This is a genomic window from Caulobacter sp. (assembly GCF_965279145.1).
In the GTDB taxonomy this organism is placed as follows: Bacteria; Pseudomonadota; Alphaproteobacteria; order Caulobacterales; family Caulobacteraceae; genus Caulobacter.
On record NZ_OZ257139.1, the window covers coordinates 4,362,690 to 4,375,937 of the forward strand.

Annotated in this window: 11 protein-coding genes, 2 tRNA genes and 1 pseudogene; 5 read left to right on the top strand and 9 right to left on the bottom strand. The window is 67.0% G+C overall.

The window, feature by feature from the left end:
- Window positions 1-277 precede the first annotated feature (277 nt).
- The 4 genes from ACQY9P_RS20510 to ACQY9P_RS20525 form a co-directional block, all read right to left on the bottom strand.
- Window positions 278-2,230, bottom strand: coding sequence for a DUF3857 domain-containing protein (locus tag ACQY9P_RS20510; RefSeq protein ID WP_421737405.1), 1,953 nt, complete (start codon window positions 2,228-2,230; stop codon window positions 278-280).
- Window positions 2,231-2,443: 213 nt separating this feature from the next.
- On the bottom strand, window positions 2,444-3,634 hold the full coding sequence (gene tuf / locus ACQY9P_RS20515) for an elongation factor Tu (protein WP_421736709.1): 1,191 nt from the start codon (window positions 3,632-3,634) through the stop codon (window positions 2,444-2,446).
- 57 nt (window positions 3,635-3,691) lie between these two features.
- Window positions 3,692-3,765, bottom strand: a tRNA-Gly gene (locus tag ACQY9P_RS20520).
- Window positions 3,766-3,859: 94 nt separating this feature from the next.
- Window positions 3,860-3,945 (bottom strand) — tRNA-Tyr (locus ACQY9P_RS20525).
- 170 nt (window positions 3,946-4,115) lie between these two features.
- On the opposite strand from ACQY9P_RS20525, the pseudogene rlmB reads away from it, so the two are divergent.
- From rlmB to ACQY9P_RS20540, 3 genes and pseudogenes are all read left to right on the top strand, one after another.
- Window positions 4,116-4,953, top strand: a pseudogene (gene rlmB, locus ACQY9P_RS20530) (23S rRNA (guanosine(2251)-2'-O)-methyltransferase RlmB).
- A 108-nt stretch (window positions 4,954-5,061) separates the two neighbouring features.
- Window positions 5,062-6,798 (top strand): stalk-specific protein X, encoded by a 1,737-nt coding sequence (locus ACQY9P_RS20535; RefSeq protein WP_421737404.1) that lies wholly within the window; start codon window positions 5,062-5,064, stop codon window positions 6,796-6,798.
- Between the two features lie 42 nt (window positions 6,799-6,840).
- Window positions 6,841-7,593 carry a TerC family protein gene (locus ACQY9P_RS20540; RefSeq protein ID WP_421737403.1) on the top strand — a complete coding sequence of 251 codons (753 nt, stop codon included), beginning with the start codon at window positions 6,841-6,843 and terminating at the stop codon, window positions 7,591-7,593.
- A 4-nt stretch (window positions 7,594-7,597) separates the two neighbouring features.
- On the opposite strand, the gene ACQY9P_RS20545 is transcribed toward ACQY9P_RS20540, so the two are convergent.
- From ACQY9P_RS20545 to ACQY9P_RS20555, 3 genes are read right to left on the bottom strand one after another with little or no spacing between them, the layout of a single operon-like run.
- Complete coding sequence (locus ACQY9P_RS20545; protein ID WP_421737402.1) at window positions 7,598-8,029, bottom strand: hypothetical protein; 432 nt, start codon at window positions 8,027-8,029, stop codon at window positions 7,598-7,600.
- The gene (locus tag ACQY9P_RS20550) at window positions 8,026-9,036 is read right to left on the bottom strand and encodes a phosphotransferase family protein (RefSeq protein ID WP_421737401.1); all 1,011 of its coding nucleotides are present in this window, start codon (window positions 9,034-9,036) and stop codon (window positions 8,026-8,028) included. The genes ACQY9P_RS20545 and ACQY9P_RS20550 overlap by 4 nt, the downstream gene beginning before the upstream one ends.
- A complete protein-coding gene (locus tag ACQY9P_RS20555) occupies window positions 9,033-10,139 on the bottom strand; it encodes a hypothetical protein (RefSeq protein ID WP_421737400.1) in 1,107 nt (368 codons plus the stop codon). The genes ACQY9P_RS20550 and ACQY9P_RS20555 overlap by 4 nt, the downstream gene beginning before the upstream one ends.
- 111 nt (window positions 10,140-10,250) lie before the next feature.
- Between ACQY9P_RS20555 and ACQY9P_RS20560 the strand changes: the two genes are divergently transcribed.
- On the top strand, window positions 10,251-10,631 hold the full coding sequence (locus tag ACQY9P_RS20560; RefSeq protein ID WP_421737399.1) for a DUF423 domain-containing protein: 381 nt from the start codon (window positions 10,251-10,253) through the stop codon (window positions 10,629-10,631).
- Here ACQY9P_RS20560 and ACQY9P_RS20565 read toward each other — a convergent pair.
- On the bottom strand, window positions 10,622-11,839 hold the full coding sequence (locus ACQY9P_RS20565) for a multidrug effflux MFS transporter (RefSeq protein ID WP_428150877.1): 1,218 nt from the start codon (window positions 11,837-11,839) through the stop codon (window positions 10,622-10,624). The two genes, ACQY9P_RS20560 and ACQY9P_RS20565, sit on opposite strands and share 10 nt — an antisense overlap.
- A 145-nt stretch (window positions 11,840-11,984) precedes the next feature.
- Here ACQY9P_RS20565 and ACQY9P_RS20570 point away from each other — a divergent pair, with 145 nt between their 5' ends.
- A complete protein-coding gene (locus ACQY9P_RS20570) occupies window positions 11,985-12,947 on the top strand; it encodes an alpha/beta fold hydrolase (RefSeq protein WP_421738284.1) in 963 nt (320 codons plus the stop codon).
- Here the strand turns inward: ACQY9P_RS20570 and ACQY9P_RS20575 are convergent.
- Window positions 12,944-13,204: a low temperature requirement protein A gene (locus tag ACQY9P_RS20575; protein WP_421737398.1), complete on the bottom strand. Its 261-nt coding sequence runs from the start codon at window positions 13,202-13,204 to the stop codon at window positions 12,944-12,946. The genes ACQY9P_RS20570 and ACQY9P_RS20575 overlap by 4 nt on opposite strands.
- Window positions 13,205-13,248 lie beyond the last annotated feature (44 nt).

The window sequence follows — 13,248 nt, forward strand, 5'->3', positions numbered from 1 at the left end:
CCAGCTTCGCGCCCTCCCCTGCGATGGGGCGAGGAGAAGTATGGGGCAGGTTTTGGGGGTGTTGCGTCGATTTTGCATCGTGACGCTGGGTGCGGCGGTTAGGGCATTGAATTTGCTGGGATCGAGGGGCGGCTATGCTCGTGAGGGCACGGGGATAGAGCTTCGTCGCAGCCAGAGTGAACGTTACAAAACTCTCTCTAATAGATAGAGGGGTTCTCAGGGGCGACTTCCGAGCCATTTGGGACATTGAGATCCCCACGGGCCGATACCGCGACGACTAGACAAGGTTACGGGCCACGTAGGACACGACCAAGATCAGAATCCAGATGCTGAAATAGATCAGTCTGACATCCAAGCTCACGCCCGCACCCTTGGGCTTGGGCGCGTCGGGATTGTCGGTGAGGACCAACGCGGACGAGTTCAGCGCCCCTTCGCGGAGGTCGAAGAACCGATCCGCCTCTTCGGCTTCGAGACACCGTCTGGACACCGTCACCCCCCTCATCAGGCGGAACGACCGTTCGCCGGACAAGGCTTCGAACTTCGAACTGGCGCGCACGCCCTTCATTTCGAACACGTCCGACCACGCCTCGACTAGGAACGACTTGGGCGTCTTGATCAGGGTTTCAACGGAAACGGCACGCGGCGCCCCCATGTCGATTGGATATTTGCGGTCGCTGGACCGCTGAGTCGTCAGATGCGGTGCGAAGAGATCGTCCCGCGTAGTGAACCTGACCTTCTTACCGTCCAAGGCTTCCCAGGCCCGAGCCAAGATATAGTGCTCGGTGATCTTCAGGACATTGGCGTCGAGGTCGTCAAAGGTCTCCATCGGTGAGACCTCGGTGACCCGACCATAGGACCGCTCGTAATACTCGCGATAGCTCTGCGCGAGCGCTTCGGGGCCCTCATTGTCCAAGCGTCGCCGCATGTCGTCGGCGCGCCAGGCGCGATAGACGGCCTCGACGCGCAGCGTGCTTACGCCGTCAGGCGCAGCGCCCAGATCGAATACCTCCTTCACGTCACACGTTGGCGTGGGCGTATCCTCCCCCATGGACTCCAGGGTCGCTTCGACCGTTAACGGCAGCGCCCAGCCATAACGAGGTTGGGCCAACACCGTCAGCGTGCCGCCCTGCGGATAGCGGGTGGGTTCCAGCCAATATGACACTCCGTCCAGGCGGGCTCGAACGATGCAGTGGTTGAATGCCAAGACGTTTGGCGCGTCCTGATGCAGGTCCGGGCCCTTCACGGTGTGAACCAGCGCGGGATCGGCTTCGATGCCCAGCCGTCGCAGCAAGGCGGTCAGCAGTCGCGATGAGTCCTTGCAGTCGCCGGCCCGGGTCGCCCAGATGCGGTCGATCGAGCGCGGTACAAATCCGCCCTCACCGAGGCTTACGGAGTGATAGCGCAACGAGCCCTGCACCAGGCGCAGCGCCTCGACCACGCGCAGGGCGGGATCGACCGACAAGGCCTCGATCCGGACCGCTTCGGCCTCGAGATCGTCGGGCAGGCTGGGCGGTGTGGCGTAGCCGCCGGCGAAGACGTCGGCGACTTCGCCCCATGACAGGGCGTCAGCGATCTTGAGCAGCGGCTGCGTCCGCACCCAGCCCGGCACGTCGGCCTCCGACCTGCAGGGTGGCGTATCGCGCGCGATCCAAACGCGGTCCACACCACCGTCGGCGAGGATACGCTTGTCTTCCTTGGGCGGATCCCGCCAGGCCTGCGTGACGAGTTGGCGCGAGGGGTCGGTGATGACCCGCACCTTGGTCTCGCCAACCCAGCAGCCCCACTGGAAGCAGACCTCGCAAGCGAACAGGCCCTTGAGCGCAGGATGCAGCCCGCTCTGGGTGTAGGCGTAGTCAACGATGTCGCCGATCCGTAGGTCCGGCACCACGACATGGGCGGTCAGGCGCCCGTCGTACATCGCCCGCTCCAGGTCGCGTTCCCGGCGGAAGACGCTGATCAGCGCGCGAACATCCAGTTCACGTACGGCGCCGTCACGAACGACCCGGATATGATGAATGTTGAGTTGCTCGTACGACGGCTCAAAGTCGATATTGATTTGCGCCGTCGGCTGCAGACCATCGGAACTGACGACCTCGGTGACGCCCCGCGTCATCCACTCGTGGCGGCCGCTCCGAAGGTCGACCTGATTGTCTGAAAGCCAGAACCGGCGACCACCATCCACACTGCCGTCCGGCGCGACCGCCGGCCGCGCGAAGACCGAAACCTCCACCCAATCGCCCACGGGCCCAAAACCGACCGGTCCTGGCCCCTCCCCCTCAACGTACACACAAGCCCCCGAAACTCGTCACTACAGCCTAGGATAGCAGCACGCCAAGGCACAGCTTACAACTAGGTTGCGGCCCACTTTCCCCCAAAGCAAAAGGCCCCGGCGTTTCCGCCGGGGCCTTCGCTTTAGATCAGCTTGTCGCTGAAGACCGGTCGACTACTCGACGATCTTGGCAACCACGCCGGCGCCGACCGTACGGCCGCCTTCGCGAATGGCGAAGCGCAGGCCCTGGTCCATGGCGATCGGGGTGATCAGCTCGACGTCCAGCTCGGCGTTGTCGCCCGGCATGATCATTTCCACGCCTTCGCGCAGCTTGATGATCCCGGTCACGTCCGTCGTGCGGAAGTAGAACTGCGGACGATAGTTGGTGAAGAACGGCGTGTGACGACCGCCTTCTTCCTTCGTCAGGATGTAGGCTTCAGCCACGAACTTGGTGTGCGGCGTGATCGAACCCGGCTTGCACAGCACTTGGCCGCGCTCGACGTCTTCGCGCTTGGTGCCGCGCAGCAGAACGCCGACGTTGTCGCCCGCTTGACCTTGGTCCAGCAGCTTGCGGAACATTTCGACGCCCGTGCAGACCGTCTTCTGAACCGGACGGATGCCGACGATTTCGACTTCTTCGCCGACCTTGACGATGCCCTTTTCGATACGGCCGGTCACCACGGTGCCGCGGCCCGAGATCGAGAACACGTCTTCGACCGGCATCAGGAAGGGCAGGTCAACAGGGCGTTCCGGCTGCGGGATGTAGTCGTCAACCGTCTGCATCAGCGCCAGGATCGACTGTTCGCCGATCTTGGGGTCGCCGCCGTCGATGGCGACCTTGGCCGAACCCTTGGTGATCGGAATGTCGTCGCCCGGGAAGTCATACGACGAAAGCAGCTCGCGCACTTCCATCTCGACCAGCTCGAGCAGCTCTTCGTCGTCGACCAGGTCGACCTTGTTCATGTAGACGACCAGCGCCGGAACGCCGACCTGACGGGCCAGCAGGATGTGCTCGCGGGTCTGGGGCATCGGGCCGTCGGCGGCCGAAACCACCAGGATCGCGCCGTCCATCTGCGCCGCGCCGGTGATCATGTTCTTCACATAGTCGGCGTGGCCGGGGCAGTCGACGTGGGCGTAGTGACGGTTGGCCGTCTCATATTCCACGTGCGCGGTGTTGATCGTGATGCCGCGGGCCTTTTCTTCCGGCGCCGCGTCGATGTCGGCGTAGTTCATCGCCTTGCCGCCGCCGGCCTTGGCCAGCGTGATCGTGATCGCAGCCGTCAGCGTCGTCTTGCCATGGTCAACGTGACCAATCGTGCCGATGTTGCAGTGCGGCTTGTTACGTTCGAACTTTTCCTTGGCCATGGTCTCTACCTTGCGCGCCGGCGGCTATGAGTGTGTGGGTCGGTATATATAGGGAGCTGGAGCGGGTAGCGGGAATCGAACCCGCATCCTCAGCTTGGAAGGCTGCTGCACTACCACTGTGCTATACCCGCCCAATACACCCCATCGGGCTAGCGGGGTCGCGGTCGGCTCCCGGTCTCTGGCTTTGAAACCCGTCTTGACCGCTCCAAAGGGCTCCAACGCGCGTGGTGGGGGAAGTAGGACTCGAACCTACGAAGGCGTACGCCAGGGGATTTACAGTCCCCCCCCTTTGCCACTCGGGACATTCCCCCAGCGCGCGTTGAGCGACCTCAGTGCGACCTTTCCCTTCCCGCGACCAACGGCGAGCCGTTCGTCATGAAAAAGGAACAAAAGCTTCCTCGAACACTGGCGGACGGTGCTAAAGCAGCGCCGCCCTGGCTCGTGGAAACCCTCAGGGCCCCAAATCGGAGCGCGTCTTATAGTGTCCTCTCATTCCGAACGCAACGACCGCCGGAAGCCTTCTGCACCGGGACGTGATTTTAGTCACAAGCCTCGGAATAAACAGCACTTTTCCAAGGGCGGAAGCGACGATAAGGACTGGATTTGGGGGATTCACGCTGTTGAAGCGGCCCTGGAGAACCCCGCGAGACCCGCTCCGAAGCGCCTGTTGGCCACTCCGGACCGCGCCAAACGACTCGCGCCGAATCTGGCCAAGCTGCCCTGTCTGCAGATCATGGAGGGCAGCGAGATCGCCCGCCTCCTGCCCCAGGGGGCCGCGCACCAGGGCCTGGCCCTGAAGATCGACGAGCCCGAGGCCCTGTCGATCGCCGAGCTGGGAACGCCCGCCGAAGGGTTCCTGGTCATGCTGGACCAGATCACCGACCCGCAGAACGTGGGCGCGATCTTCCGCTCGGCCGCCGCGTTCGGCGCGCGGGGCGTGATCCTGCAGGACCGCCACGCCCCGGCCCTGTCGGGCGTGCTGGCCAAGACCGCCGTCGGCGCGATCGACAAGGCCCCCTATGCGCGGGTGGTCAATCTGTCCCGCGCGCTCGAGGAACTGGCCGACATGGGCTGGCGGGCCGTGGGTCTTGCCGGCGAGGCCGAAGAAACCCTCGACGTGGTACTCGACGGCGCGCCGACCGTACTTGTTCTGGGGTCGGAAGGTGAAGGCGTACGCCGATTGGTCGCAGAGCATTGTGATGTCATGGGAAAAATTGCCATGCCCGGCGGCTTCGAGAGCCTGAATGTTTCAGCGGCGGCCGCGATCGCGCTCTACGAGACGTCGAGAGTTTCGCGCAGGGGATGAAATCGGTTCGTGAATCTTCCTTAACCGTTTTGATTTCGTCGCAAGCTCGTGTTCTTCTCGCGAAATAGTGTTCCGCGAGCGCCGCTCGGCGGATGAATCTAACATGGGATCGGGGGACCCGATGTTTGAACGTAACGTGCGTCTGGCGGCTCTAGGCGCTTCGGCGCTGGGCGCGTTGGTGCTGTCTGGCTGCGGCGCGAGCAACGGGGTCGACACCGCCCCGCCCGCGACGCGGGACCAGCCCAGCGCTTCGACGACGCCCGACCTGATGGGCGCGCCGCCTCCCCCGAACGCCGCCGCGGCGCCGGACGGCCTGCTGGGCGGGGCTCCCGGCACGGCCCCCGCGCCCGTCGCCGTCGCTCCGATCGCCGACGCGTCCAGCGCCCCGCCGAAGAAGGCGTCCATGCTGAAGACCTGGCGCCGTCCGGACGGCACGCTGGTCACGGCCATGCGGCCCATTCCCAATCCCAAGGCCGCGCGGGTGGTTCACCACCTGTCGCACGTCGCCTCGGCCCCCGCGCCGAAGGTGGTGGCCAAGCCCGTCCCGGCCAAGCCGGTCGTGGCCGCCGCGCCGGCGCCCAAGGTCGTCGCCGCAGCGCCCCCCGCCCTGAAGCCGGTGGCTCAGCCCAAGCCCGTCGAGGCGCTGGCCAAGGCCCCGACTCCCGCGATCCCGGCCCCGGTGGCCCCGGCCGCCAAGCCGCTGAGCAAGATCGACAAGCTGCAGGCCGCCATCGCGCCGGAAGCCACCAAGGGCGCCGTCCTGGCCGCCGGTGAAACCCTGGGCAAGGGCGAAGCGGGCCAGGTCACCCTGTCGCTGCCCGCCACTCTGGGCGATCTGATCAAGGCGCAAGCCGCCAAGCTGGGCCTGACCAAGGCCGCCAAGAAGACCAGCGCCTACGCCAAACTCGAAGGCGAAGGCTATGAGGTCACGCCCAACGGCAAGCAGACCGCCGTGGTCAAGCCGGGCGAGCCCACCACCTTCGCCTGGCAGGTCAAGCCGGGCGCCGACGCCAAGGGCCAGTTGAAGTCCGAGTTCGGCCTCGAACTGAACGGGGCCAAGACCGCCCAGACGTTCTCGCTGGGCGAGATCGTCAAGCGCGTCGCGCCGATCAAGGAAGAGGTCAAGACCAAGACCAACGGCCTGCTGACCAGGCTCAATCTCCCGGGCCTCGACGGCAGCGTCAACCTGCCCGGCCTGGGCGCGACGCCGCTGAAGTCGGTGCTGGGCGGCGCGCTTGTGCTGCTGGCGGTGATCATCCTGGCGATGATTTCGCGCGGGGCTTCTGCCAGCAAGGCCCGTGAGGAACGTCGCCGCAAGTTCCGCACCCTCACCGACTATGGCCGCAACGAGATGGAACCGGATGCGCCGACCACCGCGCATGTTTCCTATGTCAATCCGATGGTCGCCGCGGCGACCGGCGCGGCGGCGGCCACGGCGGTGAGCCATGATCACCACGACGATCATCACGCCCCGGCGGCGGATCATCATGACGATCACGCGGCGCACGACGATCATGGTCACGGGCACGATGAGCATGGCCACGGCCATGACGACCACGGCCATGCCGAGGACCTGCACGCCCACGCCCATCCCGATCCTCACGCTCCGGCCGAGCATGTCGGCTATGTCAGCCCGATGGTCGCCGCCACCCACGCGCCGGCGCATGACGACCATCATGGCCACGAGGATCACGGCCACGCCGCCGAAGCCGATCACGGCCACGACAGCCATGGTCACGAGGCTCACGGTCATGAGGCCCCGGCTCACGAGGCCTCTGGGCACGACGCGCACGCGGCGGGCGATCATGGCCCCGGCCATGATACGCACCACGCCAAAGAGCTTGAGCACGCACACTAGGTCGGGCTTGCCAGACCGGTCGCGCTGACGCATTGAGGGCCCATGTTTGACGCCCTGATCGCTCAAGGGAGCGGGCTGCAAGGCCCGCTCCTCGCCCTTCTGCAAGTCATGATGATCGACCTCGTCCTGGCGGGCGACAACGCGGTCGCGGTCGGCCTCGCGGCCGGCGGCCTGCCGGTCAAGGATCGCAAGAAGGTCATTCTGTACGGCCTGGGCGCGGCCGTGGTGCTGCGCATCGGCTTTGCCCTGATCACCACCTGGCTGCTGGGCGTGATCGGCCTGCTGCTGGCCGGCGGCGTCCTGCTGCTGTGGGTCTGCTGGAAGATGTGGCGTGAACTGCGCGAGCAGATGACCCACGACCAGGCCAACGCCATGGCCGATATCGACGGAAATCCGGCCACCGAGGCGGCGCCCCGCCCCGTCAAGAGCTTCAAGCAGGCCTTCCTGCAGGTGCTGATCGCCGACGTCTCGATGTCGCTGGACAACGTGCTGGCCGTGGCCGGCGCCGCCCGCGAACATCCCGCCGTGCTGGTCTTCGGCCTGCTGCTGTCGATCGTGCTGATGGGCCTGGCCGCTTCGGCGATCGCCAACCTTCTGCACAAGCACCGCTGGATCGGCTTCGTCGGCCTGGCGATCGTGCTCTATGTCGCCCTGCACATGGTGTGGCAGGGCCATCGCAGCGTGGTCATGGATCTGGACAAGACGGCCGCCTACAACGCCAGCGCGCCGGGCTTCATCGACATCAGCCCGGCCGAACAGGCCGAGCACGCCCGGCACGCCAAACCCAAGATCTAGCGGCTCACCGTCCCGGCAAGGGCGGCATGTCCAGCCGTCGCGCGTCGGCCATCTGGCCGTAGAGCCTCAGGATGGCGTGATCGCGGACGACATCCCCCGCCGTCTCGACCGCTTCATGCAGCGCGATCAGCGACCGACGCAGCGCGGCGTTGGCGCGGTCAAGCGCGCCCAGGGTGAAGTCCGTGTCCACGCCGGCGCCGGCCTCGGCGAAGGCGTCGCCATAGGCCTCTGCCGCATCGGTCAGCACCGCGCGGATGGCGGCGTTCTCCCAGACCCGGGCGGAAGGGCCGCGCTCGGCTTCCTGAGCGGCCAGCAGCGACAGCAGCGCCACGACGCCGACCTTGCCGGCCATGAATTCACCGGCCGACTCCGGCGGCGGCGGTTCGGCCATGCAGAGGAAATTACCGACCAGGATATCGGGCAGGCTTGGGGTCATGACAGGCCCTCCAGGCGCATGAGGCGATCGGCCAGGATCTGGTCGTGCCGACGGGCGGTGTACCAGCCCGAGATCGCCAGAACCGGATCCTTGAACCCGCCCTCGCGATATTCCCGCGCCGCCGAGGTCCAGATCGCCTGGCCCTTCACGGCGCTGAACAGTTCCCACCAGGCCAGGCCCTCGGGATCGATCGGCAGACCACTGGCCGAGCTCCAGATCGCCAGAGCCTCCGACCGGGGGATCATCCCGGCGACACGGTTGTCGTCATAATGTCCCCACAGGGGATCAATGGCCCAGGCCAGATCCTCCAGCGGATCGCCCAGATGCACCATCTCCCAGTCGAGGATCGCCAGGATCTTGCCCTGGCCGTCATGCAGGAAGTTGCCGGTGCGATAGTCGCCGTGCACCACCCGCACCGCGCTGGCGGGGGGTGGCGGCGCGCGGCGCAGGCGGCGAATGGCGGCGCGGACGATCGGCTGCGGATGCTGCTCGTCGGTCTCGATCACCTTGGCCCAGTGGTCCAGGGCGACGCGCCAGCAGTCGTCGGGCGCGGGCATGGGCGCATCGGCGGCCAGCGGCAGGCCCGCCGGCGGGGTCGCGGCGATGGCGCCCAGCGCGGTGAAGAAGGCCTCGCCGATCGCCTGGGCGTGCTCGCCATAGGGCTGCACGGTGAACGGCGACGCCGCCGCTCCTCCGTCCACACGGCTCATGATGAAGAAGGGCCGCTCCAGTTCGGTCCCCTCGCCTTCAAGGACGATCGGTTCAGGAACCGGCGCGCGACCGTGGAAGGACTGAAAGGCGAGATATTCCAGCCGCCGGTCGGTGTCGATCAGGCTGCCGGACGGATCGCGCCTCAGGATCAGCGGGCGAAGCTGGCCGTCGATCACCGCGTCGAAGCGATAGGTCTCGCGGCTGGCCCCGCCGGGAATGCGCGACAGGTCCGAGACCGTCGTCGGCGTCTGCCAATGACGGCTCAGATAGGCCTCCAGCCGTTCAGCGAGCGTCATGGCGCGACATCCAGAATCGAGGCGAACCCCGAGGGCGCGTGGGGGCCCAGCGCCAGTTGCTCGAACACGCCCCGTCCGACGCGAACACGGCCCGCGGCGTCGGTGAAGGTGACCCGGCTCAAGGCCTGGACGTGCAGGTGATGCGGCATCCGGCGGTCGAGGCCGGCGGCGTCGTAGTCCTCGCGCTCGACGGCCAGTTCGCCATGGTTCAGGCCATGGCCCCAGGTCGGATGCGTATAGCCCAGGCCCAGCATGAAGAACTCAGTCTGAGGCTCGACCACGACCTTGCCATCCGCGCCCAGGTCGATCGTCGCCGCCCTGGCGTTGCGCGTGCCCGAGCGCCAGTCGATCGTGCAGGACGCCTCTTCGAAGCCGCCCTCCCCGCCCTCGCGTCCGCCATCCTGAAGCCACAGCGCCCGGCGGTTCCAGGGGCGGCCCAGTTCGTCGTCATTGGTGTGGAAGAAGAGGCTGCCATCCTCGAAATTGCACGGCGACCACAGCCAGAAGAACTGCATGGGCGCGGGCGGCGCCAGCTCCTGCGGATCGCGCGCGCCCACGGGGCGCACGCCCCACGACCGATCGCGGGTGCCCACGAAGCCCTCGATGCTGGAACGGACGCCATCCACTTCGATCCAGCCGCTGTAGCGACCGTTCTGGGTCAGGCGAGTGTAGTCCATGAAAGTGCGGGGGCCGTTGCGGCGGATGAAGCGCGGCTCCTCCACCGGGAAGGCGCGGCCGTCGAAGGTGATCTCGGCGCGGATCGCGTGTTCGGGCGCCTCGACCGTCAGCTTCAGGCGCCGCAGGGGCTCAAGAACCTCGATGCTGATCGGTCCGACCCGCAGGTCCATCCGCTCCATGTTCAGCCAGCGGCTGGCGCGCAGGTTCACCTGCTTGCCGTCCTTCATCACGCAGAAGGCGGCGTCGGCGATGTTGAGATGGGGATAGACGCCGAACGCGGCGGCGAAGAACAGGTCGCCGCCGTCGCCGTCAGCGGCGTAGCCATTGAAGAAATAGCGGTCGTAGAAGTTTCGATCCGTACCGGCATAGGCCACCGGTTCAGGCGTCTGATGGATCGGATAATCGTCGCCCCAGGTGAGCGCCATGCCGTCCTCCCTTCTGGCCGCGCCAGGCCCTCTGACGGGGCGGCTTTACGGACAGGTGAACAACGTTAAGGTCGCGCCGAGCGAATGCAACAGTGACGGAACGTCAAGCACATGGCCACGTGGACTCCCAGGACCTGGACGGGCCTCGCGGCTCTGAGCGGATTGTCGGCCGTGGCGCTGGGCGCGTTCGCCGCGCATGGCGTCACGGCCCCCAAACCCGTGGAGTGGCTGCACACCGGCTCGCTCTATCAGATGACCCACGCCCTGGCGGTGTTCGCCGCCCTGGCCCTGCATCGCGCGGGCGCCAAGGGCATGGGAGTGGTCGCTGGGCTGTTCCTGGGCGGGACCCTGCTGTTTTCCGGTTCGCTCTACGCCATGGCCCTGGGCGCGCCGCGCGTGCTGGGCGCGGTGACCCCGCTGGGCGGCCTGGCGTTCCTGACCGGCTGGGCGGTGCTGGCGTGGCGGGCCTTCACCCTTCCCGATCAGGACTGAGCCTTGGCCCCGCCCTTGGGCAGGGCGATCAGGAAGATGGCCAGGGACGAGCCCACCAGGCAGACGAACATGACGCCGGCCATCGGACGTGGCGTGCCGTCGTGCAGCAGGCCGCTGACCCAGGACGCCAAGGCGCCAGAGCCGAACGAGGCCGAGCCCATCAGGGCCGATGTGGAACCCGCCCGCTTGGGATCGACGCTGAGCGCGCCCGCCATCGTGTTGCCGCCCATCAGGCCGTAGGTCGACAGCGACAGGAACAGCAGGGGCAGCACGGTCCACTGGCCGCCAAATCCCGTCCAGGCGGCCGTCACCAGCAGGAACGCGAAGACCAGCGAGGCGATGCTGGCCCGCATCAGCACCCGGTCCGGCGTCGTGCGGCGCAGCAGCAGGCGGTTGACCTGGCTGGCGCCGATGATGCCGACGGCGTTGAAGGCGAACAGGATATTGAAGACCAGCGGCGAGTGGCCATAGGTCCCCATGATCACATCGGGCCCGCCAGAGATGTAGGTGAACAGCACCGCGCCGTTCAGCGTGCCGGCCAGGCCGTAGCCCACCAGTCGCCGCATCCGCAGCAGGGCGGCGAAAGCCTTCAGCGGGTTTTCCGACCGCGCCTGGGCCAGGGTCTCGTCCGAACGGGACTCGCCCAGGGCCAGGGCCACCCAGATCCCGATGCACAGGCCGAACGCCGCCAGGGTCCAGAACACCCCGCGCCAGCCGGCGACCAACTGGATCAAACCGCCGAACTGCGGGGCCAGAACGGGCGCCAGGCCCATGATCAGGGTCATCAGCGACAGCACCCGGGCCGTGTCGGCATGGCTGAACTTGTCGCGCACCACGGCCCGCGCCACCACGGCCCCGGCGCAGCCGCCCAGGGCCTGGATGAAGCGGGCAGCGATCAGCGCCTCGATGGTCGGCGCCAGGGCGCAGGCGACCGAGGCCAGCACATAGACGCCGACCCCGAACAGGATCGGCCCCTTGCGCCCCAGCCGGTCGGAGGCCGGTCCGTACACGAACTGGCCGATCGCCATGCCGGCGAAGAAGGCCGCCAGGGTGGCCTGGGTCTGGTCGGGTCCGGCGTGCAGCGCGCGGCCGATCGATGGCAGGCTCGACAGATACATGTCGATCGACATCGGCGCGAAGGCGGTCAGGGCCCCGAGCAGCAGGACCAGTCGCCAGGGCGTCGCGGCGGGGGTTGGAGCGGCGGTCATGCGGGGGCTTCTACTCCCGTTTGACCTTGCGTGAACCCCTTAACCGCCTTGCGGGCCGCGCCAAGCGGCGTCACGGTGATCAGCAATAATACAGGGCAGGACGCATCCCATGACCGGTCAGCAACACCCTCCGCTCGCCCCGCCGATGCCTTCGCCATCGTTCGCGACGGTCAACGGGATTCGCATGGCCTATTACGAGGCCGGCCCCCGCCGTGGCGTTCCGATCGTGCTATGCCACGGCTTTCCCGAGTTTTCCTATTCCTGGCGGCATCAGGTGGCGGCCCTGGCGGCGGCCGGCCGCTGGGTCATCGCGCCCGACCAGCGCGGCTATGGTCTGACGGATCGTCCAGAAGCCGTCGAAGCCTATGACATGGAGCACCTGACCGGCGACCTGGTCGGGCTGCTGGATCATCTGGGCGTCGAGAAGGCCGTGTTCTGCGGCCACGACTGGGGCGGCATCATCGTCTGGGCGATGCCGCTGCTGCACCCAGAGCGCTGCGCCGGAATCATCGGCCTGAACACCCCGTTTACGCCACGCCTGCCGCTGGACCCGATCGAGATGTATCGCAACGCCTATGGCGACGAGATGTATATCGTCCACTTCCAGAAGCCGGGCGTCGCCGACGCGCAGCTGGGCGCCGATCCCGGCAAGACCATCCGCTTCTTCATGCGCGCGCCGGGCGACAGCGTCGAAGCTTTCGAGGCCCGCCCCGCCGAGCGCAAGAGCCTGGCCCTGCAGGAAGGGCTGGCGCGCTATGACCCGGCGAATGATCCGCTGCAGTTCCTGCGGCCCGAGGAGCTGGCGGTGTTCACCGAAAGCTTCACGCGCACCGGCTTCACCGGCGGCATCAACTGGTACCGCAACTTCACCCGCAACTGGGAGCGTTCGGAACACCTGCCGCGTCGCATCGACGGCATTCCTTGCCTGATGATCATGGCCGAGCATGACGTGGTGCTGCCCCCATCGCTGTGCGACCGCATGGGCGAGCAGATCGAGGATCTTGAGAAGCTTCTGATCAAGGGCAGCGGCCACTGGACCCAGCAGGAGAAGCCGGCGGAGGTCAGCACCGCGCTGATCGAGTGGATGAACCGGCGCTTTCCGGTCTAGCGCGCCGGCCGCGCCGCGGCCATGAGACCCGCCCGGCGACGCATCGCGGCGGCAAGTTGCAGCATCGCCAGGGCCGAGGTCTCGTCGCGCTCGGCCGCGCGCATCGTATAGACTTGGGCCAGCGCGAACAGCGCGTCGGCGCGATCGACCCCGCCGTCCGCGAAGGTCTCGCCGATCGTGCGATCCAGCTCGGCCAGCTGGCGCGGCGTCAGCATGCCCAGCAATTCTTCGTCGGTGAGGTCTTCAGGCGAGTCCATGACCGGAACATAGCAACTCGCTGGCGTGACGCATCCCTGATCAC